This window comes from Parazoarcus communis SWub3 = DSM 12120 (assembly GCF_003226565.1).
Taxonomy (GTDB): domain Bacteria; phylum Pseudomonadota; class Gammaproteobacteria; order Burkholderiales; family Rhodocyclaceae; genus Parazoarcus; species Parazoarcus communis.
Genome location: NZ_QKOE01000001.1, coordinates 750,612 through 776,062, shown reverse-complemented (window position 1 = coordinate 776,062; position 25,451 = coordinate 750,612). Strand labels below are relative to the sequence as shown.

At 62.8% G+C, this 25,451-nt stretch carries 20 protein-coding genes and 1 pseudogene; 5 read left to right on the top strand and 16 right to left on the bottom strand.

Annotation, left to right across the window (positions count from 1 at the left end; all coding sequences use genetic code 11):
• Positions 1-83: 83 nt before the first annotated feature.
• A pseudogene (locus DNK49_RS03665) lies at positions 84-1,151 on the top strand (IS1634 family transposase); the annotation flags it as partial.
• Positions 1,152-1,367: 216 nt separating this feature from the next.
• On the opposite strand, the gene DNK49_RS03660 reads toward DNK49_RS03665, so the two are convergent.
• The 6 genes from DNK49_RS03660 to DNK49_RS03635 all read right to left on the bottom strand — a co-directional run bounded on the left by DNK49_RS03660 (position 1,368) and on the right by DNK49_RS03635 (position 9,714).
• Positions 1,368-2,663: an acetyl-CoA hydrolase/transferase family protein gene (locus DNK49_RS03660; protein ID WP_110522925.1), complete on the bottom strand. Its 1,296-nt coding sequence runs from the start codon at positions 2,661-2,663 to the stop codon at positions 1,368-1,370.
• Positions 2,664-2,793: 130 nt separating this feature from the next.
• A complete protein-coding gene (locus DNK49_RS03655; protein WP_110522924.1) occupies positions 2,794-4,185 on the bottom strand; it encodes an ABC transporter ATP-binding protein in 1,392 nt (463 codons plus the stop codon).
• Positions 4,182-5,033 (bottom strand): ABC transporter permease, encoded by an 852-nt coding sequence (locus DNK49_RS03650; RefSeq protein WP_110522923.1) that lies wholly within the window; start codon positions 5,031-5,033, stop codon positions 4,182-4,184. Before DNK49_RS03650 ends, DNK49_RS03655 begins: the two co-directional genes overlap by 4 nt.
• A gap of 16 nt (positions 5,034-5,049) precedes the next feature.
• Positions 5,050-6,006 (bottom strand): ABC transporter permease, encoded by a 957-nt coding sequence (locus DNK49_RS03645; protein ID WP_110522922.1) that lies wholly within the window; start codon positions 6,004-6,006, stop codon positions 5,050-5,052.
• Between the two features lie 7 nt (positions 6,007-6,013).
• A complete protein-coding gene (locus tag DNK49_RS03640; RefSeq protein WP_110522921.1) occupies positions 6,014-7,627 on the bottom strand; it encodes an ABC transporter substrate-binding protein in 1,614 nt (537 codons plus the stop codon).
• Positions 7,627-9,714 (bottom strand): TonB-dependent siderophore receptor, encoded by a 2,088-nt coding sequence (locus DNK49_RS03635; RefSeq protein ID WP_110522920.1) that lies wholly within the window; start codon positions 9,712-9,714, stop codon positions 7,627-7,629. Before DNK49_RS03635 ends, DNK49_RS03640 begins: the two co-directional genes overlap by 1 nt.
• Positions 9,715-9,966: 252 nt before the next feature.
• Between DNK49_RS03635 and bluB the strand changes: the two genes are divergently transcribed.
• Positions 9,967-10,614 carry a 5,6-dimethylbenzimidazole synthase gene (gene bluB, locus DNK49_RS03630; RefSeq protein WP_110522919.1) on the top strand — a complete coding sequence of 216 codons (648 nt, stop codon included), beginning with the start codon at positions 9,967-9,969 and terminating at the stop codon, positions 10,612-10,614.
• A 20-nt stretch (positions 10,615-10,634) separates the two neighbouring features.
• Here the strand turns inward: bluB and DNK49_RS03625 are convergent, their stop codons facing one another.
• Together DNK49_RS03625 and DNK49_RS03620 are read right to left on the bottom strand one after the other, a co-directional pair.
• Entirely contained in the window at positions 10,635-12,806 is a 2,172-nt protein-coding gene (locus tag DNK49_RS03625) for a putative bifunctional diguanylate cyclase/phosphodiesterase (RefSeq protein ID WP_110522918.1), read from the bottom strand.
• A 6-nt stretch (positions 12,807-12,812) separates the two neighbouring features.
• On the bottom strand, positions 12,813-13,580 hold the full coding sequence (locus DNK49_RS03620; protein ID WP_110522917.1) for an oxygen-binding di-iron domain-containing protein: 768 nt from the start codon (positions 13,578-13,580) through the stop codon (positions 12,813-12,815).
• Positions 13,581-13,833: 253 nt separating this feature from the next.
• Here DNK49_RS03620 and DNK49_RS03615 point away from each other — a divergent pair, with 253 nt between their 5' ends.
• Positions 13,834-14,256, top strand: a complete 423-nt coding sequence (locus DNK49_RS03615) for a DUF4395 family protein (protein ID WP_110522916.1) — start codon at positions 13,834-13,836, stop codon at positions 14,254-14,256.
• Positions 14,257-14,345: 89 nt separating this feature from the next.
• Here DNK49_RS03615 and DNK49_RS03610 read toward each other — a convergent pair whose 3' ends face one another.
• Positions 14,346-15,875, bottom strand: coding sequence for a DEAD/DEAH box helicase (locus DNK49_RS03610; protein ID WP_110522915.1), 1,530 nt, complete (start codon positions 15,873-15,875; stop codon positions 14,346-14,348).
• 272 nt (positions 15,876-16,147) lie between these two features.
• Here DNK49_RS03610 and DNK49_RS03605 point away from each other — a divergent pair, with 272 nt between their 5' ends.
• A complete protein-coding gene (locus DNK49_RS03605) occupies positions 16,148-17,296 on the top strand; it encodes a M48 family metallopeptidase (protein WP_110522914.1) in 1,149 nt (382 codons plus the stop codon).
• Here DNK49_RS03605 and DNK49_RS03600 read toward each other — a convergent pair.
• Positions 17,293-18,327: an MBL fold metallo-hydrolase gene (locus tag DNK49_RS03600; protein WP_110522913.1), complete on the bottom strand. Its 1,035-nt coding sequence runs from the start codon at positions 18,325-18,327 to the stop codon at positions 17,293-17,295. The two genes, DNK49_RS03605 and DNK49_RS03600, sit on opposite strands and share 4 nt — an antisense overlap.
• Before the next feature lie 147 nt (positions 18,328-18,474).
• Here DNK49_RS03600 and DNK49_RS03595 point away from each other — a divergent pair, with 147 nt between their 5' ends.
• Positions 18,475-19,770 (top strand): N-acyl amino acid synthase FeeM domain-containing protein, encoded by a 1,296-nt coding sequence (locus DNK49_RS03595; RefSeq protein WP_133255079.1) that lies wholly within the window; start codon positions 18,475-18,477, stop codon positions 19,768-19,770.
• Here DNK49_RS03595 and DNK49_RS03590 read toward each other — a convergent pair.
• The 6 genes from DNK49_RS03590 to DNK49_RS24050 form a co-directional block, all read right to left on the bottom strand.
• Complete coding sequence (locus tag DNK49_RS03590; protein ID WP_110522911.1) at positions 19,763-20,665, bottom strand: cobalamin-binding protein; 903 nt, start codon at positions 20,663-20,665, stop codon at positions 19,763-19,765. The two genes, DNK49_RS03595 and DNK49_RS03590, sit on opposite strands and share 8 nt — an antisense overlap.
• The gene (cobD, locus tag DNK49_RS03585; RefSeq protein ID WP_110522910.1) at positions 20,662-21,657 is read right to left on the bottom strand and encodes a threonine-phosphate decarboxylase CobD; all 996 of its coding nucleotides are present in this window, start codon (positions 21,655-21,657) and stop codon (positions 20,662-20,664) included. Before cobD ends, DNK49_RS03590 begins: the two co-directional genes overlap by 4 nt.
• Positions 21,650-22,582, bottom strand: a complete 933-nt coding sequence (gene cbiB / locus DNK49_RS03580; RefSeq protein WP_110522909.1) for an adenosylcobinamide-phosphate synthase CbiB — start codon at positions 22,580-22,582, stop codon at positions 21,650-21,652. Before cbiB ends, cobD begins: the two co-directional genes overlap by 8 nt.
• Positions 22,583-22,744: 162 nt before the next feature.
• Positions 22,745-24,025, bottom strand: a complete 1,281-nt coding sequence (gene cysN, locus DNK49_RS03575; RefSeq protein WP_110522908.1) for a sulfate adenylyltransferase subunit CysN — start codon at positions 24,023-24,025, stop codon at positions 22,745-22,747.
• Positions 24,026-24,376: 351 nt separating this feature from the next.
• The gene (gene cysD, locus DNK49_RS03570; RefSeq protein ID WP_110522907.1) at positions 24,377-25,291 is read right to left on the bottom strand and encodes a sulfate adenylyltransferase subunit CysD; all 915 of its coding nucleotides are present in this window, start codon (positions 25,289-25,291) and stop codon (positions 24,377-24,379) included.
• Positions 25,292-25,300: 9 nt separating this feature from the next.
• Positions 25,301-25,450 (bottom strand): hypothetical protein, encoded by a 150-nt coding sequence (locus DNK49_RS24050; protein ID WP_165843256.1) that lies wholly within the window; start codon positions 25,448-25,450, stop codon positions 25,301-25,303.
• Between the last annotated feature and the right edge of the window lies 1 nt (position 25,451).

Here is a 25,451-nt window from a genome sequence, read left to right as displayed (position 1 = left end):
ATGCTTGTCCGTATCTGGCCACTTCGTTCTTCCGTTATCGCCCTCGAGTTTCAGATTCTATCGAGGCGACAACCATCTTGACCCAGAGGGGCTTGTCCAAGGAAGGCGACATCGCCCGTCAGGTGATGCTGGGCGTGGTACAGACGGCAGACGGTTTGCCGATCCACCATGAGGTGTTTGCCGGCAATACCGGCGAGACCACGACGCTGATCCCGACCATCGAGAAGGTGCTGGCGCGTTACCCGATCAAGCGGGTCGTTCTGGTGGCTGACCGGGGGCTGCTTTCGCTCGACAATCTCGAGGCCGTCAGCCAGATCCGCATCGGCGCGCAGCCGCTCGAGTTCATCCTCGCGGTGCCGGGGCGTCGCTACAGCGAATTCGACACCGTGCTGGCGCCGTTCCATGAAGGTCAGTGCAAAGCGGCCACCGAGGAGATCGTCAGCGAGCACGCCTGGCAAGGCCATCGCCTGATTGTGGCGCACCGCCCGGACCTTGCCGCCGAACTGGGCGCCGCCCGGGATGCGCGGATCGCCGAACTCGAAACCGATGCGGCGCGCTGGGCGGGAAAGCTCGATGGCCAGGAGGCCGGCCAGTTGTACCGGGGGCGAAAGCTCTCGGATGCCGGGACCACCGCGCGATTCTACAAGGCGGTCAGCGATGCCCATCTGGCCAACATCATCCGCGTTGATCTGTCGTCGGCCGAATTCACCTACGATATCGACGAGCGCGCGCTCGCACATGCACGCATGATGGACGGCAAGCTGGTACTGGTGACAAACATGCCCGACCACACCCCGGTCGAGATCGTTGCGCGCTACAAGGCGCTGGCCGACATCGAGCGCGGATTCCGTGTGCTCAAGAGCGAAATCGAGATCGCCCCCGTCTATCACCGCTTGCCCGAGCGCATCCGTGCCCACGCCTTCATCTGCTTCCTCGCACTGGTGCTGTACCGCGTGTTGCGCATGCGACTCAAGGCCAGCGATCAGCGGCTGTCGCCCGAGCGGGCACTCGAGATCGCGCGCCGAATCCAGTATCACCAGATTACCCTGCACCGACAGCAGACCGCCACCGGACTGACCTCACTTTCCACGGAGCAACGCGACCTCTTCGACGCCATCGACCTTCCCGAACCCGCCGTCAAAAAGCTGTAGTGCCAATTCTGAACGCGTGATCTACGCATAATCAGTCACTTACGAAAAAAATGTCGAACTCGGGGGCGCAAAGCGTACCAGGAGGGTCGGCTCGGCGTGGCGGCCTTTCTGCCGGTGACCGTCGCGCCCGCAACGGCACCGATCTGAATTGGATTGCAGGAACGCAATAGCTTTTGAAGGGCGCTTCAACGCGTGAGTCAAAGCGCCCCCGTCATATCAAAGCAGATTCATCCGCTTTGCACTCTCCCGCAGTTCAGCACGGAAGTCCGGATGGGCGATGCCGATCAGGGCTTCAGCGCGCTGCTTGGCCGTCTTGCCGCGCAGTTGTGCCACGCCGTATTCGGTGACCACGTAGTTGATGTCGTTCTTGCTGGTGGTTACGTGGGTGCCGGGTGACAGTACCGGGGCGATGCGCGAAACGGTGTCGTTCTTCGCGGTCGAGGGCAGCACGATGAAAGCTTTGCCGCCATTCGAGCGGTTGGCCGCACGCACGAAGTCCACCTGGCCGCCGGTGCCGGAGTAGGGGGTGTGGCCCAGGCTTTCCGATCCACATTGGCCGAGCAAGTCGATCTGCAGTGTGGCGTTGATGGCGCACAGCTTGTCGTTGCGGGCGGCGACATAAGGATCGTTGGTGAAGTCGACCGGGTGCATCTCCAGCATGGGGTTACGATTCAGGAAGCGGTAGAGCTTGCGCGAACCCAGTGCGAAGGTAGCGACCATCTTGCCCGGCATGAAGGTCTTTTTGCGGTTGGTCACGGCGCCGCTGTCGATCAGCGACAGGATGCCGTCGCCGATCATCTCGGTGTGAATGCCCAGGTCGCGCTTGTGCTGCAGTTGCATGACGACTGCATCGGGAATGCCGCCGTAGCCGATCTGCAGCGTCGAGCCGTCGTCGATCAGATCGGCGACGTATTTGCCGATGGCTTCCTGTACCGGGCCGATGGCCGGCAGGCCGACTTCAAACAGTTCTTCGTTGCTCTCGACCAGGCCTGCCACCTGCGAGATGTGCACATGGCAGTCGCCGTTGGCGAAAGGTACATTGGGATTGACTTCCAGCAGGATGACGCGCGCCTTGCGCACGGCCGCCATGGTGTAGTCGGGCGCCAGCGAAAGTGCGAAGTAGCCGTGCTCATCCATCGGCGAGGCCATGGAGACCACCACGTCGGCCGGCGTCAGGCCGCGGTCGATGAGCATCGGCAGCTCGGAGAAATAGGCAGGAACGAAGTCTACCCAGCCGCTCTGACCGCCCGGGCGCGTTGCGCCGCCAAAGAAGTAGGCGTCGTGGCGGATGTTGGCGCGGGTTTCTGCGTCCAGGTAGGCGAACTTGCGCAAGGGCAGGATCTGGCTGACGGCAACGTTGCGAAGCTCGTGACGACGCTCGGACAGCGCTTGCAGCAAGGCAGGCGGCTCGCCGACGCCAGTGGGGACGACGATGGCGTCACCGTTGTGAATCAGGCTGACGGCGTCGGCCGGGGTCATGCGTTTCTGTTCGTAAAGCGACTGCAGACTCATCCTCTCTCTCCCGCTCTCAACAATCAAATGCATTTATAGGTGTATATCCCTGCGGATTATACCTAGGTTCCATACCGGTGCGTATGGGGTGGCGGGAAATGCGGCAAGTCTTCCAGCATCCGGCCGCGGCTCAAGGCATTTGCAGCTGCGTGGACGTGAGTCGGGTAGCGATGTCGGGATCGTGGGTCACCAGCACCAGCGCGCAACCGTGGGTTTCCGCAGTGTCTGCCAGCAAGGTGAGCGTCTCCTGTTGGGTGAGGGGGTCGAGGCGCGAGGTGGGCTCATCGGCAAAAATGACGGCCGGCTTGAGCAGCAGGAGGCGCGCCAGTGCAATACGTTGCAGTTCGCCACCCGAAACCTGTCCTGGCAGGCGCTCCAACAAGCTGGGTGACAGCCGAAGACGGGTCAGGAGGGGGCCGAGTTCGCGGCCGTCCAGACGGTGCAGGCGGATCAGGTCGCGCAGTGCCTGCCCCAGCGACAGTCGGGGGGCGAAGGCGGCAGCGGGATCCTGGTAGAGCTTTTGCAGTCCTTGCCTGGGTAGACCAGGTGCACGGAGCACTTCACCGTGATCAGGGGCAATGAGGCCCAGCAGGATGTTGCCCAGCGTGGTCTTGCCAGAACCGCTGCCTCCCTGGATGGCCAGGCGTTCGCCAGCGTGGATGTGGATGTCCAGTTGCTCGAACAGTAGTCGATGGCCGAAGCGTTTGCCGAGCTTGCGTCCCTGGATCAGGCATTGGCCTATTTGCGTTGGTGGGCGGTCCGGCCAGCGGGCGGGCTCTGCCGCCAGAAGCGCGCGGGTGTAGGCGTGCGCGGGTGCATTGAGCACGGAGGCGGCGTCTCCTTGTTCGACGATCTGCCCTTGCTGCATTACCGCGATGCTGCCGCCCAGCGCGCGGGCGACCGCGACGTCATGGGTAATGGTCAGCACTGCACCGCCCTCGGCCAGTGTCTGCTGCAGCAGGGCGACGACGTCGTCGCGCAGCGCGGCATCGAGCCCCTTGGTGGGTTCGTCCACGATCAGTAGTGGCGCAGCGCCAGCGTGTACTGCTGCAAAGGCAACGCGCTGCGCCATGCCGCCAGAGATCTGGTGAGGGTAGTGGTCTCTGGCGTGGGCCAGGCCGATGGCGTCAAGGTCGTGTGCGGCGCGGGTGCGCGCCTCGGGCCAGCGCACCGCGGTCACCAGGGCGTGGGTTTCGGCGACTTGATCGCGAACGCGCATGGTGGGGTCGAGGGCCAGCCAGGGCTCTTGGGGCAGCAGCCCGATCTGGCGCCCCCATAAGGGGCGACGCTTCGCGCCTTCGCCTGCAGGGCTGGTGTGTTGGCCGACTCGAACCTGTCCGGAAGCCCGGAGGCCTGAGGGAAGATTGCCCATGATGGCCTGTGCCAGCAGGGATTTGCCCGCACCGCTTTCGCCAAGCAGGGTCAAGGCCTCGCCTGCCTTGAGGCTGAGCGAGAGGGCGTCGATCAGGACATTGTGGCCCGCCCGGACTTGCAGTTCGTCGACCTGAAATGCGAGGCTCATTGCATGGAGCTCCGGTCTCGACCGACCAGGGCCAGTCCGAGTACGGTCAGCGTCAGCAGGCCTATTGGGGCGGCAATCAGCCACGGGGCCTCCTGATAGTACGGTAGTAGCTCGATCATCATGACGCCCAGTTCAGGCGTGGGTGGGCGGATGCCGACGCCGACAAAACCGAGCGCAGCCATGGCCAGTACGGCCGTGGCTGCGCTGAAGCTCATCAAGGTGCCCAGCATGGGGGCCAGTTCTGGCCACAAGTGGCGGCGCACGATATAGAGGGGACCGAACCCGAGCAGGCGGGCCGATTCGATCTGTGGGCTGGCAAGCAGGATGTGCGAGCGGGCGCGCACGACACGGAAATACTCGACCCAGAAACTGAGTGACAGGCCAAGGTAGAGCGGCCAGAAAGCCCCGGGCGCGAAGGTCGCCAGCAACAGCACCAGCAGCAGGCCGGGCAGGGCCAGAACGGAATCGGCGATGACGACGCTCACCCGCTCGACCCAGCCTCCACGCCAGGCCGCCAGGATGCCGAGCGCCGCGCCGGGAATCAGCGCACTGGCGACCGATAGCAGGGCCAGCCACAGCGACAACTGGGCGGCATGGGCCAGCCGTGCGAGCATGCTGCGGCCGAGGTGGTCGGTGCCGAGTGGGTTGGCGGCGTCGGGCGCGGCCAGGAAGTTTTCCAGGTCTTGTGCAACGGGGTCGGAGCCGCTGAGCGTGGGGCCGAACAGTGCGAAGGCTGCGACCAGTACAAGCAGCGCTGCGCCAACGCTACGGGAGCCAAAGTACGCACGCACGGGTTTGGGCTGAATGCTGAGTGCCGCGGGCAGGGAGGATTCGGAGGCGGGATTCATGGCGGGGCGGCGGGGCTTAGTGACGGCGGCGGGGGTCGAGCGCCAGGCAGGCGAGATCTACCAAGGTATTGAGGGTGACGAACAGCAGCGCAAAGACCAGCACGCAGCCTTGGATCATGGGCACGTCGCGCCAGAAAATGGCGTGAATCAGGGCATGGCCGATGCCAGGCCAGGCGAAGAGTGTTTCCAGGATCACCACCCCCTCGATGATGAAGACCATCTGCATGCCCAGGTAGGCGACGATGGGAACTGCCGCGTTGCGCAGGCCGTGGCGCAGCAGCACTTGGCGGTCGCTCAGGCCCTTGGTGCGGCCAAAGGCGTAATAGGGCGAGTTGACCACCTGGCTGAACGCATCACGCGCGATCCGGCACGATCCGGCGGCAAGGCCAAGCGCCAGCGTCAGCGCAGGCAGGACCACGCTGGTGGCCTCTCCGTGGCCGGCGGCAGGCAGGTAGCCGAGGTGTACTGACAATCCAAGGATCAAGAGGATGCCGAGCACGAAAGGGGGAAAGGCGCGTAGCACGGTGGCGCCCAACAGGGTGATGCGGTCGATGGCGCCGCCAGGGCGCAGACCTGCAAGGATGCCGAGTGCGGGGCCGATCAACAGCGACAGCGCCATGGCGCAGAATGCCAGGAGCAGCGTGTGTCCGAGTTGATGGGCGATGTCGTCGGCGATGGCGTGGCCTGTGACCAGCGAGGTGCCGAGATCGAATTCAGCCAACTGTGCCCACCAACCGACTAGGGCGAGGTACCAGGGTTGATCGAGGCCAAGTTCGACACGTACCGCCTCGGCTGCGGCTGCACTGACCAGGTCGTAGCCGTAGCGTCCGGCCGCGATGCGATAGGCAGCATCGCCGGGCAGCATTCGCATCAGAAAGAAGCTCAAGGTGCCGACCAGCGCAGCAACCAGCAGGGCCTGCAGGCCACGGCGGCCCAGGACGCCGGCGACCGGAGAAATGCCTTGGATATTCATGATGACTTCAGCGGCTCCATTGCATGCGGCTGAGGCGGTAGCTGCGCTCCAGCGGATCGAGACCGGCGCTGTTTACGCGCGGATGCAGTGCGGCCGAGTGGCGATACCAGGCGACCGGTATCACCGGCAGCGCTTGGTGCAGGATCTGCGCCGCCTGCGTACGCAGGTGCTGGCGCGCGCTGGCGTCGCGGGTGCGCTGAAGTGCGTCCAGGGTGGCGTCCAGGGCCGGGTCATGCCAGCCCATCGCGCCCCAGTCGCCACCACTGGGACCGAAGTCCTGCATCAAGGTCAGCAGCGGATCGGGGGCGACGGCGAAGTTGCGTGCGCCCAGGGCCAGTTCCAGGCTGCCGTCGCGGTGGCCGGCGGGGATGTCGCTGGAGTTGCCCAGCGACACGGTGACGCGGATGCCGAGTTGGCGGAGTTGTTCCTGGACTGCGGTGGCGACGATCGGCAGTTCCGGGCGGTCGGGAAAGGTGCGCAGGTTCAGGCTGAAGACTTCGGTTTGGGCCCCATCGCTGCGGAACAGCATGCCTTGGGCGTCGGTGTGCCAGCCAAGTTCGCGCAGTAGCTGGCGGGCCTGAGCGAGGTCGTGGTGCAAGGGTGGCAGTGCCGGAACGTGCCAGTCGTCCAGCGTGGGGGGAAACAGCTGGCTGGCAGCCAGACTGCGCTCACGCAGGACGGCATGGGCAATGCCGCTGCGTTGCAGCGCCAGACTGATCGCCTGACGTGCGCGCGGATCGGTCAGCCAACGGTGACCTGCGTTGAGCTTGAGGTAAATGGTGCGCGGAATGACGACCGATTCCACCTGCAGGGTCGGGTGACCTTGCAGCCGCTGCAGGCTGGCGGGATCGAGACCAAAAACGAGATCGGCCTGTCCGCTCTCGGCCATCAGCGCACGTGTCTCACCGCGCCCGACGGCCAGGTAGGTTGCCCGCTCGATAGCGGGCGGTGGGCCGTCCCAACCTGCAAAACGTTCGACCTCGAAGCGCTGGGGGGGCTGCAGGTGGGTCAGGCGGAAAGGTCCGCTACCGATCACGCCACGTACGACGCCGTCCGGGTCATAGCTGGCGGGTGCCAGGATCTGGGTGCTGCTGTGTGCGAGTGCAGCGGGCAGGGCTGTAAAAGCATGTTTGAGCCGGATCCGCACCTGATCCTGGTGGGCATCGATGCGTTCGATCGGAACCAGGCCAAGAATGCCGGGCTTGGTGCGTGCCAGGTTCAATGCGTGTACGACGTCTGCGGCGCTCACCGGACTGCCATCGTGAAAGCGGGCTTGTGGCCGGAGTTGCAGCAGCCATTCGCGGCCGTCGGCGCTTTGCGTCCATCGTGCAGCCAGCCCCGGGAGGGGGCTGCCGTCGTCTGCCGCATCGAACAGGGTTTCGGCGATTTCCATGCGCGAGAACATGAAGCCTGCGCGCGAGGGATCGAGCCCGGTCAGCTCCCAGGGACCCACGATGCTGAGGACGCCGGGAATCTGGTTTGTGGCCGGCAGAGGATCATGGGCGTGATCACCGTTGGGGTGGGCGATGACAGGTCGTGGCAATCCGAGCCCGGCAGCGAGGCCGCCAAGTGCCAGCTGGGTGGTGAAACGCCGGCGCGAGGGGTTGTGGCGACCGCGCATCAGAATTTCGCCTGAAGGCCTACGGTTATCACACGTGCGGTACCGGGCGTGATCCACCAACGATCGTATGAGCTGGCGTAAAAAGTACGGTCGAACAGATTGTCAACGTCGAGCGATACGCGCAGTTGATCGCTGATGCGCCAGTAGGCGAGCAGCTTGGCGGTGGTGTAAGACGGTAGCTTGAACGTATCCAGTGCGTCGCCAGCGCGTTCGCCGGCATAGCTCAGCCCGCCACCAATGCCGTAACGGCTGCCATCGGTCAAGGGGGCTTCACGTACGGCAAGAAGGCTGGCGCTGGTGCGCGGCACGTTGAGCAGGGGCTTGCCCTCGAGTTGCGGATTGTTGTCGCGGGTGACCTCGGCATCCAGGTAGGCAAAGCTGGCCGTGACCCGCCAGAAACGGTCGATGCGTCCAGAAAGGTCGAATTCCAGTCCGCGGCTGCGTACCTCTCCGGCGGCGACCGAGTAGTTGCTGTCGACCGGGTCACGCGTCAGCACATTCTTTTTGCGGATGTCAAAGATGGCAGCGTTGGCGCCCAGGCGGCCATCGGCGCTTTCGTACTTGATGCCGGCTTCCAGCGCGCGGCCGGTTTCGGGGTCGAACGCCTGGTCGAAACGGTCGATGCCGGTATTGGGACGGAAGGTCGTACCTGCGCTGACATACAGGCTCCACTGCGGGGTAGCGAGATAGCTCAGGCCGATGCGAGGGGAGCGGGCAAGGTGATCCTGCTTGCGCACGGTATTGTTGCGATGGTTGTCGATGCGTTGGTCGAAATGGTCGATACGCAGGCCGGCGAGCAGCTTCCAGCGTTCGCTCAGGCTGATCTGGTCCTGGATGAACCAAGCCGTATTCAGCTGGCGTTCCGAGGTGTCGGTATTGGGTGCCAGTGGTGGCGGCGTCTGTCCATAGACGGGGTTGAACACGTCAATGCCGTAGGGGCTGCCGTTGACCCGCTGCATGCGTTGATCAAGGTCGAAACGGTAGGTCTCGAAGCCGGTGAGCAGGTCGTGGCGGAGTGCGCCGGTGGTGAAGCTGCCGATCAGTTCGGCCTGCAGGCTGAGGTCTTCGGAGGCATAGTCGCGATAGCGGCGCTGGCGGGTCAGTACGCTGCCGTTCAAGGCGGGGCGGGCTTCGGTGGAGTAGCCGTCCAGCGTGCCGGTTTTGTACGCCAGGCCGATGCGGGTGCGCCACATGTCGTTGAGTTGATGGTCGAGGCTGAGCTGATGGGTGAGGTTCTCGATCAGGATGTCACCATCGTTTGGCTCGCCCAGGAAGCGTGTGCGCGAGACGGTATCGAAGCGACCGCCGATGGCGATGACGCCGCGGTCCAGCGGTGCCTTCTGTCGCAGGTACTCGGCTTCGTAATTGAGTACGGTCGCGGCGCCCAGTACCCAGGTCAGCGCGGGGGCAAAGAATTGCCGCTCGCTGTCGATCTTGTCGCGGAAGCTGCCACGGTCTTCCACTGCGGCGTTGATGCGATAGGCCAGGCTTTCTGTCAGTGGGCCGGTAGAGTCGACGGCCAAGCGGTACAGGTCATAGCTGCCAATATAGGTTTCCACCGAGTGCGCAGCGGAGAATCGCGGCTTTTTGGTCACGATGTTGACCGTTCCGCCGGGTTCGCTGCTGCCATACAGTGCGGCCGCCGGGCCTTTCAGGAACTCGATGCGTTCGACGTTGGCAGTGTCGCGCGGTGCGTTGAAGCCGCGGTTGCCGGCAAAGCCGTTGAGCAGGAAACCCAGGCCAGTGTTTTCATTGCCGGCCAGGCCCCGGATCGCGAAGTTGTCCCATTGGCCGCCGAAGTTGTTTTGTCGTGACACACCACTGACGTAGTCCAGGGTGTCGTCCAGGCGGACTGCGCCGATGTCGTCGACCAACTGTCGTGGCATGACGCGTACTGCCTGTGGAACCTCGCGCAAGGGTGTGTCGGTGCGGGTGGCGCCTGAAGATTCCTGTTGGTGGTAGTCGCCAGACTGGCCGCGGCCCACGACTTCGACTGCCGAGAGCTCCGTGTCGACGGCAGCAGTGGCGAGCGAAGTCGCACTTGTCAGCAGCAAGGTGGTGAGCAGGATCAATACGTATCGGTTCATGGGGGCGGAGGTGGATGGGCGGTGAGCGCGGATACTATTGAAATCAAATGATAATGTAAATTGATATCTATATATTCATTGTTGCGTTAGTTAAATGGGGTGGAGCAGGGGGTGCTTTGCGCCTTCTGTGACTTGTGTGGCGGCCTTGCATGAGTGGCGATGCGCCGTCGACTGCTTATCGGTCAGCGTGTTTTCTGCCATCCGGGGTAAACTGCGGTTCTGCCCGCTTGCGTTCGAGGAACGGTGCCCGACATGTCCCATGCTTTCTCCAGTACCGAAATTTCAGCGGTTTATCGCGCAATTGCAGAGCGCCGAGACATGCGCCATTTTCGGTCTGACCCGGTTGATCCAGCCTTGCTGCAGCGCTTGCTGTGGGCAGCGCACCAGGCGCCGAGCGTGGGTTACATGCAGCCCTGGCGCTTCATGCGGATCACCGATGGTGAGTTGCGCGAAGGCATTCACGCCCTGGTCGAAGAGGAGCGGGTGGCGACGGCGCAGGCGCTCGGCGAACGTGAGGATGCGTTCATGAAGCTCAAGGTCGAGGGGGTTCGAGAGGCGGGCGAGGTGTTGGTGGTTGCGCTGACCGACGACCGCGAGAAACATATCTTTGGGCGACGGACCTTGCCTGAGATGGATCTGGTATCGGTCGCGTGTGCGATCCAGAACATGTGGCTGGCAGCGCGGGCGGAGGGTCTGGGAATGGGCTGGGTGTCGATCTTCGACCCGCTCAAGCTGGCGGCCTTGCTGGGCATGCCAACCGGCGCCCGGCCGGTGGCGGTGCTGTGCATCGGCCATGTGGAGGCCTTCTATCCCAAGCCCATGCTGGAGATCGAGCACTGGGCCGAGCGTATGCCGCTTGATACGCTCGTCGCGGAAAACCACTGGCCAGCGCAAGCCTGAGCGCTTGCGCTGGCGCAGTGTCAGGGCATGACCGGTCGCGGCATGCCGATGTGGTAGCCTTGCACGTAGTCGATGCCCATGTCCTTGAGCATGTCGAGGATTTCTTCGGATTCGACGAATTCGGCAATGGTCTGGATGCCGAGCTCCTTGCACAGGTTGGCAAGATTGCGGACCAATGCGCGGTCGATGGCCGAGTCGACAATGCTGCGTACGAAGGCGCCGTCGATCTTGACGTATTCGAAGTGCAGTTCGCGCAGGTAGTGGAATGAGTTATAGCCACTGCCGAAATCGTCAAGCGCGAACGAGAAGCCCTTCGCGCGCAGGTTGGCCAGAAACTTGCGCATGTTGGTCATGTCGCCGATGGCGTCGCGTTCGAGAATCTCGAAAATCACCAGTTCTGGCGGTACGTGAAGGCTGTGACAGAGTTCTTCGGCATAACCGAGGATGCCGCGACCCTGGATCTCTTGCGCTGACAGATTGATGAACACCCTCATCGGTGGCAGGCCGGCTTCGCGTCGAGCGACGATGGCCTGGAAGGCCTGACGGATGATGACGCGATCGAGTTCGCGCCCGAGGCCGTATTTCTCGATGGTGTCGATGAAAGCGCCTGCGGCAATCGTCTCGCCGTTCTCCTGCTTGAGTCGGGCGACGGTCTCGCAGGCGAAGGGGGCGCCATCCAGGCAGCCAACGATGGGCTGGAAATAAGGCACCATGCGCTCTTCACGCAATGCAGTGCGAAGTTGTTCGGCGAAGTCCCGGGTCACCCGCGTCGCCTTGAGCTGGCCGGGCAGCGAGGCAAGTGTGCAGGCGCTGTCCTTGCCCAACTCCTTGGCGCGATACATGGCGATGTCGACGCCGGCCAGAAGATCGTGTTCAGTGCGTGCGTCACGTGGATAGACGACGATGCCGATCGAAGTGGTGATGTGGAACTGCTTGCCGTTGGGGGCGGAGAAGCGTGCTTCGCGCAAGGCCGCGCCCAGTTTTTCGGCGGCTGCCACCGCGCCGTCGGTGCCGGTTTCCATCAGCAGGATGGCAAATTCGTCGCCTCCGATGCGAGTGGCGAGATCACCCTTGCGTGTACTGTTGCGCAGTATCTCGGCGACGCCGACCAGCACACTGTCGCCGGTGGGGTGTCCGTACGAGTCGTTGACGTCCTTGAAGTCGTCGAGGTCGAGCAGCAGCATGGCGAATTCGTGCTGATGTCGCTCGGACCTGCCAATTTCGTACTCCAGCATATTGTTGAAGTGGCGCCGGTTGTGCAGGCCGGTCAGCGGGTCGTGGGTGGAGTAGTACTCCAGCTCACCCAGCGTGCGCGACAGCACCTTGCTCGAGCCGACCACCATCACCATCACGGCGAGGATGGAGCGGATGACGCTCTCTTCGCGTGGATTGAGCTTGCGTGACGACAGGAAGGTCACGCCAAGCAGGCCCGCCAGTTGCGAGGAGTGCTCGGGCACGCGCACGGTGATCATCTGCTCTGGACGGACCTGCTGGATCCTGTGGCCCTGCAGGACGTGGAACTCCTCGTAGTCCAGCGACGAGTCCGGCGGCAGGCCCAGGTTCTCGATCATCTGCAGGGCGAGTTCCTGACGCGTCTTCAGGCGGTAGGCCTCGTCGGTGTCGCCGAAGTAGTACACGTTCAGCATCAGACCGTTGTTTTCGGCCAGCGCAACGAAGAACAGGTCGAATGGGAAGATGCTGTGGAAGTCGTTCAGGATGGCCTGGACAAAGGCTTTCCACTGGCCGATGCGTTCGTGCGACAGGATGATCTGTTCGAGTACCTGGCTTTGACGTTCGAGCAGTTCCCGCTCGACCAGGGTGTTCGACAGCAGGGAGAACATGTCGTCGAAATCATTGATCGTCCGACACAGCGCATCGTGGGTGGCGTTCCATTGACGGGAGCGTTCGGCAAGCAGCAGGTCGAAGCTGGTGCCCAGGCGTTCGGTGATGCGGCCGGCTTCGGCGATCATGTCGAGTAGCCCGGGTTGGCCGATGGCACCCCCTGCATGCTCGAGCATGCTGACGATTTCGCCATGCATCGAGCGTGTGAGTTGCCCCAGGGTTTCGCTGAAGCGGCGGGTACGCCCTTGGTCTTCGAGCAGACTAGCCAGTTCGCCGATGACGCGCAGGCGATGATCGGTCAGGCTGAGGTCGGTCCGGCTCAGAGCGCCTTGCGGAGAAGTCGTGTCCATGTCCGGTCAGGCCTTGCGGAAACGCCCGCCGGCCTGCAACAAGTCGATGCCACACTCCAGTTGGCCGAGCCAGGCCAGGAAGTCCTTGACCGCTTGACCACGATAGATCGGGCCGTGCTGTGGGGCGAGCATGTCGATGTCGAGATCTGCGATGGTATCGAGCCAGCAGCGTATGGCCTTGTTCGAGCCCATGTAACGGCGGTGAAAGCCCTCGATGTAGGGCAGGTGCGCACGAAAGTCGTCAACGAAGGGTTCGTCACGTTCAGGCGGTAGCATGGCCGCGCCAATGTCGCCGGTAAACAGGATGCGTGAGACAGGATCGTACAGATTGATCTGGCCTTCGGAATGCAGGAAGTGTGCAGGCACGATGCGCAGATCAAAACCGGGTTGCACGGTCCATTCCATGCCTTCGTCCGGCACGCCACGGAAACGGCTCATGTCGCCCAGGCCGTAGTGCGGCAGGAAGCGCATCCAGATACTCGAGACGAACACTTCCGCCGGTGTCAGTTCAAGCCACGTGGATAGCCCGCCAACGATGTCGGGGTCTTGGTGCGAGAGCATGATGGCGCGAATCTGCTCAGGCTTGGCGTGGCGCAGCATCTCCGCCAGCACGCGAGGCATGACGCCGAAGCCGCCGGGGTCGAGCAGGACGCCGCAACCCTCGTGAATGATCAGGTACTGATTGGAGCGAACGCCGTCTTCTTCACCGGGTTCGCTTTCGTTGAGCAGCACGAATTTATGCTCGGCCTGGCCGAACAACTCGATGTTACGCATGCAGGGAGACTCTCCGTAATTCGCTGGCGGACGACGCGCACGCGTGCAGGTTGCCGCGCCCAACTGACTGGGGAGAGACCATATCTGTTTAGGGGGATTTTTTCAATTGTTCGAGACTGCATCGTGAGAAGTATATCTAAAGTGATAATAATGGGAAAAATGCGGATTCCCTTGAGGCCGTCAGGGTATTGAATAAATAAGAGAATAATTATATATTGATGGCCGTTCCGCTACGATTTCCCGGAGAGCTCTCATGCTGCGTTTCGATCTGGCACCGGTATGTTCAAACGCATACCGTTTTCAGGCTGCGGTGACCTTTTTGGTCAGCGCGGTGTATCTCTTTACCCCTTATCAGTGGCTGGCGCTGATACTGGCCGTCGGTGGGTTGATCCGAGGCTTCATTTCGCCTCACAAGTGCCCGTCGTACCGGATGTTCGCCGCGCTGACGACGAAGGCGGGTTGGGCTCGCAAGGTCAACGCCGGTGCGAAGATGTTTGCCGACAAGCTGGTGGCGATTGCTGGCGGCGTGATGGTGACAAGCTGGGCCATGGGTGCCGAGATCGGCATGATTCCCGCCGCGGTGTTGCTGGTGTTCTCATTCATCGACCTCACCGTTGGATTCTGCGCGGCCTGTTGGGCTTACGGCCTGTGGTACAAGCTGCGTGGGGCGGCCTGACTGCAACTGTTTGACGCGTGTACTACAAAAAAAGACCGTCGCGAGACGGTCTTTCTTTGCCAGTAGGTGGTGGCGTGCGCCTTGGCTTGTCAGCGCTTGGGGCCGGATGGCTTGCCGGAGAAGAGCGCGGCACGCTGGGGGGCCGGGTTGCGGGTTGCTGGCGCCCGGTTGCCGTCGACTTCGCGTCGGCTGCGGTTGTCCGCCCGATTGCCATTGGGCTCGCCGCGGGCAGGCGTCGCCCGATTGCCGTCAACTTCGCCTCTTGCTTGTACTGGTTGCCGGCTGCGGTTGCCGTCGACTTCACTGCGCGGGCGCTGTGGTGAGCGGGCCGGCGCTTGGCCGCTTCTTCCTGCAGGGCGTTCGCTGCGTGTCGGGCTTGAGTTTGTAGATCGACCCTGCGGCGCCCGGCCGCCGCGACGCGGCATCGGATCGCGGCGCAGATCCTCGTCGTGCGAGATCTCCGCCGTGGCACTGGGCACAAAGCCTTCTGCCGTGACGCGGTCGATCTTGCGTCGCATCACGCGCTCGATGGCGGTCAGCAGCTTCATCTCTTCGGCGTCGACCAGTGAGATGGCGTTGCCCGCGGCACCGGCACGACCGGTGCGGCCGATGCGATGCACATAGTCTTCCGGGACGTTGGGCAGTTCGAAGTTAACCACCTGTGGCAGTTGGTCGATGTCCAGGCCACGCGCGGCAATGTCGGTTGCAACCAATACCGGCAGCGAGCCGTCCTTGAACTGGCTGAGGGCACGGGTACGCGCCGCCTGGCTCTTGTTGCCATGAATGGCCGCAGACTCGATGCCGTGCTTGGTGAGGTATTCCGCCAGCTTGTTTGCGCCGTGCTTGGTGCGGGTGAAGACCAGGGCCTGGAACCACTGACGTTCCTTGATCAACCAGGCGAGCAGCTCACGTTTTTGCTTCTGGCCCACCATGTAAGCAGATTGATCGACGCGCTCGGCGGCGGTATTGCGTGGCGCGACTTCCACGCAGCCAGGGTTGTGCAGCAAGCTGTTGGCCAGCTCGCGGATCTCGTCGGAGAAGGTCGCGGAGAACAGCAGGTTCTGACGCTTTTTGGGTAGGAGGGCGAGTACTTTGCGAATGTCGCGGATGAAGCCCATGTCGAGCATGCGGTCGGCTTCGTCGAGTACGAGGATCTCCACACCCGACAGATCGAGCGTCCGCTGGCCGGTGTGATCGAGCAGGCGTCCCGGAGTGGCCACCAGGATGTCCACGCGCTTCTTCAGGGCACTGATCTGCGGGTTGATGTTGACCCCGCCGAACATCACCATCGAACTGAGCGGCAGGTGTTTACCATAGGTCTTCACCGACTCTTCGACTTGCGCCGCGAGTTCACGGGTGGGTGTCAGGATCAGGCAGCGCGGCCGGCCCGGCGGATGAGGATGGACATGGTTCTGCGACAGCAGATGCAACAGGGGCAGGGTAAAGCCAGCCGTCTTGCCGGTGCCAGTCTGCGCGGCAGCAAGCAGGTCGCCGCCTGCCAGCACCAGTGGAATGGCCTGGGCCTGGATCGGCGTGGGCGTGGTATAGCCGGTTTCGGAAATGGCGCGCAGCAGTGGCTCGGCCAGGCCGAGGCTGGCGAAGTTGGATTCGGTGTTCATGTAGGGGCAATGCTCCAGCGACGGCCTGCCATCCTGGTAAGGATGGCTCCAATCGAGGCGGGCGGAATTCGTGACCGTGAGGGTCGTTGAGGGGCTGCGGCCGATTGGTCAGGCGCGCAGCAGGCCTACACTGTAGACGCTTATGCGGAGGAAAGCGAGCTCAATACATCGCCATAGGTGGCGTTGTGCATATGCCTTTCGTTCAATATCTCGAAGCGCGCTGCAAGCGTATACTTCGCTGGATTTTGCAGCCAATGCAGGAGTGGTGCGTGATGGAACGACCTGGTACCCGCTTGTTCGCGCTGCGCCCGCAATTGGCGAGACGTCTGGGATTGATCGCAGCCGGAGGGCTTGCTGCGGTGTTATTGACCGGCCTGCTGGCACTGGCAGGTGCGGTGAAGGCCCTGGGGCACAGCTGGTCTTCAGTGCTTGAAGGGTCGCCCTTGCTGGCTGCTGGGTTCAGCATTTCTGCAGTTTGCCTGACCATTGTGGCCGCCCGCTTGCTGGCCGTGCTCTGCCTGGCCGCTCCCGAGGCCTCAGGGGTACGCGTGACGCGTGATGTCGTTCCTGATTTCTACAAGCTTCTCGATGGTATTGCCCGGCGTATGGGCGCGTGTCGTGTGGATCGTGTCTGGGTGACCGGCGACATGAATGCCATGGTGATGCAGCGTCCCAGATGGGGATGCGTTGGGCGGATCGAGACCCATCTGGTCATTGGCCTTCCACTGGTCCATAGTGTTTCGCGCTCGCAGCTTGCCGCCGTGCTGGCGCACGAATTTGCGCATCTGGCGGTACAGCGAAAGGGGGTCGGCAAGCTGGGGGCGCATCTTCGTGCCTGGTGGCTCAGAGTGCTCGATGCCTTGTGTGAAATCCTGCCTGCGCTTGAAGGCCTCGCCAACCGCGGGCTGCGTCGCTTCTATCGTGACATGCTGCGGTTGTCGCGCATCGAGGAGTTCGAGGCCGATGCCATTGCGGCGCATTACGTTGGGGCCGGGCTACTGGGCGAGACCCTGGTCGAGGTCAGTCTGAAGGAGCGCTTCCTGAGGCAGGACTACTGGCCCAAGGTGATGGCGCAAAGTGCGGTGCGGGCTCGTCCGTCGATCCGTCCGTATCGTGAAATGGGACTGGGCGTGGAGGCAGGCTTCCTGCGGCCGGCCTCGGTGCGGGATGCCACCGAGTTGCTGCTCGAAGACGATGGCGATGTCGACGAACTGCCGCTGCACCCCAGCCTGCTGGAGCGCTTGCGTGCCTTGCAAGTGCCGCTGCGCGCGGCGAGTGCGGATCGTCCTTCGGCTGCGGCTCATTATTTTGCCCCTATCCTGCCCACGCTGGCCTGGGTGTTCGATCGTGCGTGGTGGCAGGATATCCGGCCTGGTTGGCGGGAGACGTATCGAAACATGCGCCGGCGCTGGCGTGACTAGAACGCCTCTTTCTCCGCCTCCAGGTAGGCAATGCTGACGTATTTGCCGATGTTGGATTCGAAGCCCAGGGTGTCGGCGGCTCGCGAGGAGACGCGCTCGTCCTTGAGAACGCGTGCTCGTGCCTGCTCCATGGTCTGGCCATCCTTTACGGCTTCGAGGCAGTTCTGATAGATGCCTTCGAAGAGGCTGCGGTTCCAATCCAGCACCTGTCGGCTCGGCAGGCCGTGGCCCGGTACCCAGATCTGTGGGCCGGTTGCGCTTTCGAGCTTGTCGTAATACTGGAAGGTGCCGACGTAGGAGCCGTCATCCATGTTGGCGATGCGTCGGTCCATTGCGATGTCGCCGACAAAGGTCAGTCCGTCTTCCACGACCTGGATGCAGATGTCTCCAGGTGTGTGTGCGGTACCGTAGTGGTGCACGCTTAGTGTTACGTCGCCGAACTTGAAGCTGTCACCGTGGGCGACGACCCGATTGGGCGGGACGATGCGGGTGCCTGCCGTGGCTTGGTTGGTCCATCGCTCCATCAGGCTGCGCCATAGATTGCCTTCGACGCCTTCGATCTGGCGCTTGGTCACGGCGTGTGCATAGATCGGTAGTGTGTCGCCGAAGGCATCGACACAGGCATGATTGGCCAGCCAGTGGTCGCCGTGATAATGGGAGTTGAATACTGCAATGACGGGTTTGTCTGTCAGTGTGCGTACCTGGCGCAGGGCCATTTCCCCGATCTGCAGCGAGCCGCCGGGGTCGAGGAAGATCACACCCTCGCGGCTGATCACGAAGGTGATGTTGCTCATCATCCCCTGGTTTTCGGGGGTGGGAAAACCATCCTTCGAGTAGATCATCCAGACATGTTCGGAGAGTTGCCTGGGGGCGATGTCGGGTACGGGCGGGCCCTTGATGAAATCTTGCAGTTCGCCGGCGAATGCGGCAATTTGGGGGTAAGCGGTGCTCAGGCCGATGCCGGCTGCAAAACCGATGCCGACGCCGATAAAACGGCGGCGTGAGGGCTGGGGGGAGGGCAGTGAGTTCATTGCAGTGTCTCCAGGTTTTTCTATGAATAAGCAGAATATTAACGAAAACTGATCTATTGGGTGGCGGTCGCGCCACAATGTGACTTCTGAATGATTCTTCGACCGCCCCGGTTTCTCCGCCCATTCATCCGCCGTGTCCGTCGTGTCATGAAGGGGAGGCTTGTGCACGCTGGAGGTGCGCTTGCACACCATGTGCTGCGATGGATGCCGGGTGCCGTCGGGTTGGCGGTGTATGGCAGGCTGCTGCGCTGTGATGCGGTGTTGCCGGACAAGATGGTGTTCAAACTGGCCGAAACCCGGGAGGAGCTCGAGGCCTGCTTTCGACTGCTGCATGACGCATATGTCGATGCAGGCTTCATGGTTCCGGATCCGTCGGGGTTGCGGGTGACGGTCTATCATGCACTGCCGACTACATCGACGCTGATGTGCCGGGTTGGCGACAAGGTGGTGGGTACCCTGTCGCTGATTCGGGAGAGTGCGCTGGGTTTTCCGATGCAGAAGATTTTCGACCTGACCGCCGTGCGCCAGGTTGGTGGCAAGGTGGCCGAGGTCTCTGCGCTGGCGATCGATCCGCGCTTCCGTTCGTCCAGTGGCAGAATCCTTTTGCCGCTGCTGAAGTTCATGTATGACTACGCGGCGCGCCAGTTTGATACTCGTCATCTGGTCATCGCGGTCAATCCGCGACACATCGGGTTTTACGAATCCGTGCTGTGTTTCCGCCGACTCAAGCAGCGGCCAGTGGCGCACTATGATTTTGTCAACGGCGCGCCGGCAGTCGGTGCCCATCTTGATCTGATGCGTGCGCCCGAGGCTTTCCGGCGACGCTATCGTGGCCAGCCCGATGGCAAGAATCTGTATCGGTACTTCACCGAAGTGCAGGTGCCGAATATCCATTACCCGGAGAAGCGCTTCTATACCACCACCGATCCGGTGATGACGCCTCTGTTGATCGACCACTTTTTCAATTGGCGTACGACGGTATTTGCCAGCCTGCGTCCGCGCGAACTGTTGCTGCTGCATTCGATTTACGACCTGCCCGAATACAAGCATTGTTTGCCGCCGATTCCGGAGGATACGCCACGTACTGAGTTGCGCCGTCGTACGCATCGGCGGTTCTCCGTGATGTGCCCAGGCAACCTGGTCTGCAGGCAATTGGGCATGCGCAGACGATTAGAATTTACCGTTTTTGAATGTTCGGAATCCGGATTTCGCGTCCGTGCGGAAAAGTCGCTACCGGTGGGGGTAAGCGGCATCGTGTCAATCGATCTGGGGGCTAATGACCGCAGCGTGATGCGGGTGACGGTGCTCCGGCAAAGTGCGCAGGATCCTCATATAGCGCTGCTGCGGATCGATGAGCGCGATGAGGCCTGGTACAAGTTCGTGATGGCGTTGGGGCAGGCGCGTACTCATGATGAACTTGAGGACGCCACCCGCTTCATCTGAGCGCGGCGCCTGTCCGTTTCGCGCGCGCCTGTTCGAGGAGTTCGCAGAGCCGTGAGGCCCCGTCGAGAATCCGTGGTGTGTGGCGTTGGATGATGGCTGGTGGGATGAAAAACAGATTGTCTGCCCGTGTCGCGTGTAGCTCGGGCCAGCGACGCCATTGGTCCAGCCACTCAGGCCGGGCTTCGCCCATGCCGCTGGCAACTACTGCTTCCGGGTTGGCTGCCAGCACTGCTTCGGCGCTGACATTGGGGGCGAGTTGGCCGAGTTCGGCAAAGATGTTCTCTCCGCCGCACAGGCGGATTACATCGCCAATCAGGTGTGCGCCATTGATGGTCGTCAGTGGCCTGTCCCAGACCTGATAGAACGTTCTGACAGGTGCCTGCAGCGTGTAACGCTGGCGCAGTCCGCTCAGTCGCTCGCGAAATGCGCGTGCGGCCTCTGTTGCCGTCTGGTCGCTGCCCGCAAGGTGACCAAGGGCTTCGAGACTGCGTGCAACGTCATCAAGGCTACGGGGCTCGTTGATGTACACCGGTACGCCCAGCGTGTTAAGGCGGTCAAGATGAGCGTTGCGGTTGCCGCTCTTCCACGCGACGACGAGATCGGGCTGCAGTGCGGCGATCGCTTCCATGTCGATATTCGTATAACCGCCGACTTGTGGCAGCTTTGTGGCCGCTTCCGGGTAATCGCTGTAGGACACCACGCCAACCACGCGATCACCTGCACCCGCAGCAAACAGCAGTTCGGTGATGTGGGGTGCAAGGCTGACGATGCGTGTGGCGGGTTGTTTGAGTCGAATCTCCTTGCCAGCATCGTCCCTCACGCTGACTTCTGCAGCGAAGATCGGCTGGGTGGCGAGCAGCAGACAGATGGCTAGGGTGCGGAGCAGGGCGGTCATCGGGTGTCCTTCAGGTTCAGTGCTGCGAGCGCGGCGTCGAGGCGCTGCCATCCGGCTGAATCGGACGGTAGGCCGAAACGCAGGCTGGGTGGCCGGTCGAAATGGCGGATAAGGATGCCCCGATGCGCCATTTCACGATGAATGTGTGCAGCGTCGGGATGCCGTACCCATTTGAACAGCGCCGGGCCGCGCGGGTCATCGAAGCCATGTTGCCGCAGCAACTGTTCGAGTCGCGTACCGGCGTGCGAGAGCGCGTGGCGGGTGGCTGCTTGCCAGGTCTGGTCGCGCAGGGCTGCGGCAACGACGTGCCGAGTCGGACCGCTCAAGGTCCACGGGCCCAGTTTGTCGGCCAGCGCACGCAGCAGGTCGTCAGGACCCATGATGAAGCCAGCGCGGGCGCCCGCCAGGCCAAAGAACTTGCCGATCGAGCGCAACACCACCAGACCGGGGCGCCCCGCCTGGTCAGCAAGGCTGTGTTGCGGGGCGCAGTCAATGAAGGCTTCGTCGATCACCAGCCAGCCATCGCGGGCCGCCAGCCGGTGATGCCAGTCAAGCAGTTGCGCCCGCTCGAAGCAGGCTCCGCTCGGGTTGTTGGGATGCACCAGCAGCAGCACATCGGTATCGTCGATGCGGGCCTCGATATCGGCTGCGCAATCGGAAACCGTCGTCAGAACGCGCTCGTGCCACGCGTGAGGATGTTCGGCATAGGTGGGGGACAGCAGGGTGACCCTTGCCCCTCCGATCAGTTGGGGTAAGGCCTGAATCGCGGGTTGGGACCCTGCGACCGCCAGCAGGGAGGCTGTACCGTAGTAGTCCTGCGCGGCAGCTGCCAGACCGTCGTCGTCTTCGGGCAGCCGATGCCAGGCGCTCAGCGGAATGTCCGGGACCGGATAAGGGACGGGGTTGATGCCGGTGGACAGATCCAGCCAGTCAGCCAGTGCAATACCGTAGTCGCGTGCAGCGCGGTGCAGACGACCGCCATGTTCAAGCATTCAGCCACTCGATGACGAAGGCCGTACTGGCCACGCAGATCAGCCATAGCATGATGCCACGTCGGACCAGATCGATTGCGCCGCGGATGGAGCTTGCGTCCGGTGCATGGCCCAGACCGAGTGGAGGGCGTGGCTCCAGTCGGCCATGGTAGATGGCGGCACCGCCCAAGGCGACGCCCAGCGCGCCCGCGCCAGCAGCCATCACCGGGCCGGCATTCGGGCTGTCCCAGGCGGGGGCCTGGCGGTGCCAGCAGGTCAGCGCCTGACGAGTATGGCCCAATAGCGCGTAGGTGAGGGCGGTTAGTCGGGCAGGCAGGGTGTTGAGCAGGTCATCGAGGCGGGCGGCGGCCCAGCCAAAATGCAGGTAGCGAGGGTTACGGTAGCCCCACATGGCATCCAGGGTATTGGCAAGTCGAAATAGCAGCACGCCTGGCCCGCCCGCAAGCAGGAACCAGAACAGGGCGCCAAATACCGCATCGTTGCCGTTTTCGAGAACGGTTTCGGTCCCGGCTCGGGCCACGCCCTCGGCATCGAGTTGGGTCGTGTCGCGACTGACGATCCAGCCAACCCGGCGTCGGGCTTCACTCAGGTCGCCGCGCTCCAGTGGTGCAGCAACGGCTTCCGCGTGCTCGGTCAGGCTGCGACCGCCGAGCGCGAGATATAACAGCAGGATGTCTACTGGCCAGTGTGCGAGCGGATGCAGCCGGCGCGCAACAATGGCCAGCACGACCCAGGGTGTGACAGCCAGCAACCAGGCCAGCAGCCCGTCAAGGCGCCGATCGCCAAGCTTCCGGACCCGTTTTTCCACGCCCTTGGCCCAGTTGCCGAAGCCCACCAATGGATGAAAACTCCGTACCTCACCCAGCAAGCGGTCCAGCAACAGGCCGGCGGCGAACTTGAGCGCGATCAGGGTGAGTACGGACATGGGGTACGGCGTGATGGTCGGAAGCGGGCCAAGAGGTTACGCCATGCGCAGGCGTATTGGCAAAGGGAATGGCTCGGGAAGTGGATCCCAGCGCCGGCAAAAAAGCAAACGAGCGCCGTGGGCCGATGCCCACGGCGCTCGTACTGCAGTCCTTGGGGCTGCTTAGCCGATCATGCCTGCGCCAACGGTGTTGTTGGTGCTTTCATCAATGATGATGAAGGCGCCCGTGGCACGGTTGCGCGCATAGGCGTCGGCGACGATGGGCTGCGCAAGCTTCAGGGTCAGGCGGGCGATGTCGTTCATTGCCAGGCTGGTGACCGTCTGCTGTTCCAGCGTATTGACGTCGAGACGGTAGTCGATCTTGGCAATCTTGGCCTTGGCTTCGCGCGTGGTATGGCGCACCAGATAGGTTCGGGCCGGTGACATCGGGGTTTCCGACAGCCAGCAGACGGTTGCGTCGATCTGCTTGACCGCTTCAGGCACTTCGGCAGCCTTCACGATCATGTCGCCACGGGAGATGTCGATTTCGTCCTCGAGCAGCAGGGTGACTGACTGTTCGTGGATGGCACGCTGCAGTTGCTGACCGCCAATTTCGATCGCCTTGACTTTGCTCGATGCGCCCGAAGGCAGCACGGTAACGGCATCGCCGACTGCAATCTCGCCCGATTCGACCCGGCCCATGAAGCCTCGGTAGTCGTGTAGTTCGGGGTTGGCAGAGTCCTGAGGACGGCAGACATATTGCACCGGAAAGCGGAAGTCTTCTGCCTGCTCGGTGTGGGCGGCTGGTGCTGCCTCAAGAATTTCCAACAGCGTGGGGCCGTCGTACCAGCTCAGCCGGTCGCCGCGGTCGACGATCATGTCGCCGGCCAGCGCGGAGATCGGGATGAAACGGACGTCCTTGATGCCGAGCTGGGCGGCAAAGGCCAGGTAGTCTGCCTTGATGCGTTCGAAGGCGGTCTGGTCGTAGTCGACGAGGTCCATCTTGTTGACCGCGACCAGCAGGTGGGGGATGCCTACCAGACTGGCCAGGTAGGAGTGGCGACGGGTCTGGGTGAGCACGCCCTTGCGTGCATCAATGAGGATGATGGCAAGGTTGGCGGTGGAGGCCGCGGTCACCATGTTGCGGGTGTACTGCTCGTGGCCGGGGGCGTCGGCAATGATGTACTTGCGGGTGCCGGTCGAGAAGTAGCGATAGGCAACGTCAATTGTGATGCCTTGCTCGCGTTCGGCCTGCAGGCCATCGGTCAGCAGCGACAGGTCGACTGCGCTCATGCCACGTTTGGCCGAGGTCTTCTCGATCGCATTCATGGTGTCGGCGAGAATGGTCTTGGTGTCGAACAACAGACGGCCGATCAGGGTGCTCTTGCCGTCGTCCACGCTGCCGCAGGTCAGGAAGCGCAGCAGGCCGTTGTCGATTTCGGGCAGGTTTTCGGGGGCGGACATTTTCATTTTTCCTTCAAGCTTTCAAGAATTCGGTTGCCGAGTGGGCTGGTAAGGTGCCTTCGATTCGCCAGGGCTGCGCCGGGTGTTCCTTCCGAAGGCTGTGGAACTCGCCCTGCGGGCTCGGACAGTCCTCGCCTTCTGCAGGAACACCCGGCACATCCCTGGCTGTCCGTGTTCGCGTCTTGCGCCCCACGCCCTGCTTCTTCTCGGTGTGCCGCCCAAGGTTCCCGGACGTGTGCGGGGCATTCCTGGAGAGGCGAGGACTGTCCGAGCGTAGCGAGTTCCGCAGCCTCGGAAGGAATGCCCCGTGCGCGTCCTTTGCGAGGACCGTCGGGTGCACCCCGGAAACAGTCAAAAATACCCTTCCTTCTTCCGCTGCTCCATCGAAGCCTCGGAAGTCTGGTCGTCCATCCGTGTCGCCCCGCGCTCGGTGATCGTGGTGGTCGCGGTTTCCGCCAGGATCTTCTCCAGCGTGTCCGCATCCGACTCCACCGGTGCCGTGCAGGTGATGTCGCCGACGGTGCGGAAACGCACCAGCACGTCTTCGATCTGGTCGCCAGGCCTGGCAGGGGTCAGTTCGGTCACCGGTTGTAGCAGGCCATTCTTGCGTACCACCGGGCGCACGTGAGCAAAGTAAATCGACGGCAACTCCAGCTGCTCGCGGGCGATGTACTGCCACACGTCCAGCTCGGTCCAGTTGCTGATCGGGAAGGCGCGAATGTTTTCGCCCTTGTGGCTGCGCGCGTTGTACAGGTTCCACAGCTCCGGACGCTGATTCTTGGGGTCCCACTGACCGAATTCGTCGCGGAAGCTCATGATCCGCTCCTTCGCCCGAGCCTTCTCCTCGTCGCGGCGGGCGCCGCCGATACACGCATCGAAGCCGAACTCCTCGATCGCCTCAAGCAAGGTGACCGACTGATGCTTGTTTCGCGACTCGTCCGCCGACTTCAGCACCACGGTGCCGCGCGCCATGGAATCCTCCACCGAGCGCACGATCAGGCGCTCGCCCAGTTCGGCTGCACGCTTGTCACGGAAATCGGTCACTTCCTTGTAGTTGTGGCCGGTATCGATATGCATCAGCGGAAAAGGAAAACGCCCCGGGCGGAAGGCCTTCTCGGCCAGGCGCAGCAGGCAGATCGAATCCTTGCCGCCAGAGAACAACAGCACCGGATTGGCGCACTGGCCGGCGACTTCGCGCAGGATGTGAATGGCTTCGGCCTCGAGCCAGTCGAGGTGGGACAGCGTCTGTTTGGTCAGCGTGGACATGATGGCGTGTTACCGGTTCGGATGCTTGACGGGGTGCGGGCGCAACGCACGAAGCGCCGCGCGTAAACCTGCGCGCAGGGCGCCCAGGCGGTGTTGCAGGCTGCGCCGGGGGGCGCCGATCGGCGTGCCGTGCGCAGCGTTGGCAGGATGATGGTGCATG

Bases quoted from the DNA above. Each gene is read 5' to 3' on its own strand.
- DNK49_RS03660 (WP_110522925.1), bottom strand. From the start codon at position 2,663: ATGAGTCTGCAGTCGCTTTACGAACAGAAACGCATGACCCCGGCCGAC.
- DNK49_RS03655 (WP_110522924.1), bottom strand. From the start codon at position 4,185: ATGAGCCTCGCATTTCAGGTCGACGAACTGCAAGTCCGGGCGGGCCAC.
- DNK49_RS03650 (WP_110522923.1), bottom strand. From the start codon at position 5,033: ATGAATCCCGCCTCCGAATCCTCCCTGCCCGCGGCACTCAGCATTCAG.
- DNK49_RS03645 (WP_110522922.1), bottom strand. From the start codon at position 6,006: ATGAATATCCAAGGCATTTCTCCGGTCGCCGGCGTCCTGGGCCGCCGT.
- DNK49_RS03640 (WP_110522921.1), bottom strand. From the start codon at position 7,627: ATGCGCGGTCGCCACAACCCCTCGCGCCGGCGTTTCACCACCCAGCTG.
- DNK49_RS03635 (WP_110522920.1), bottom strand. From the start codon at position 9,714: ATGAACCGATACGTATTGATCCTGCTCACCACCTTGCTGCTGACAAGT.
- bluB (WP_110522919.1), top strand. From the start codon at position 9,967: ATGTCCCATGCTTTCTCCAGTACCGAAATTTCAGCGGTTTATCGCGCA.
- DNK49_RS03625 (WP_110522918.1), bottom strand. From the start codon at position 12,806: ATGGACACGACTTCTCCGCAAGGCGCTCTGAGCCGGACCGACCTCAGC.
- DNK49_RS03620 (WP_110522917.1), bottom strand. From the start codon at position 13,580: ATGCGTAACATCGAGTTGTTCGGCCAGGCCGAGCATAAATTCGTGCTG.
- DNK49_RS03615 (WP_110522916.1), top strand. From the start codon at position 13,834: ATGCTGCGTTTCGATCTGGCACCGGTATGTTCAAACGCATACCGTTTT.
- DNK49_RS03610 (WP_110522915.1), bottom strand. From the start codon at position 15,875: ATGAACACCGAATCCAACTTCGCCAGCCTCGGCCTGGCCGAGCCACTG.
- DNK49_RS03605 (WP_110522914.1), top strand. From the start codon at position 16,148: ATGGAACGACCTGGTACCCGCTTGTTCGCGCTGCGCCCGCAATTGGCG.
- DNK49_RS03600 (WP_110522913.1), bottom strand. From the start codon at position 18,327: ATGAACTCACTGCCCTCCCCCCAGCCCTCACGCCGCCGTTTTATCGGC.
- DNK49_RS03595 (WP_133255079.1), top strand. From the start codon at position 18,475: ATGAAGGGGAGGCTTGTGCACGCTGGAGGTGCGCTTGCACACCATGTG.
- DNK49_RS03590 (WP_110522911.1), bottom strand. From the start codon at position 20,665: ATGACCGCCCTGCTCCGCACCCTAGCCATCTGTCTGCTGCTCGCCACC.
- cobD (WP_110522910.1), bottom strand. From the start codon at position 21,657: ATGCTTGAACATGGCGGTCGTCTGCACCGCGCTGCACGCGACTACGGT.
- cbiB (WP_110522909.1), bottom strand. From the start codon at position 22,582: ATGTCCGTACTCACCCTGATCGCGCTCAAGTTCGCCGCCGGCCTGTTG.
- cysN (WP_110522908.1), bottom strand. From the start codon at position 24,025: ATGTCCGCCCCCGAAAACCTGCCCGAAATCGACAACGGCCTGCTGCGC.
- cysD (WP_110522907.1), bottom strand. From the start codon at position 25,291: ATGTCCACGCTGACCAAACAGACGCTGTCCCACCTCGACTGGCTCGAG.
- DNK49_RS24050 (WP_165843256.1), bottom strand. From the start codon at position 25,450: ATGCACCATCATCCTGCCAACGCTGCGCACGGCACGCCGATCGGCGCC.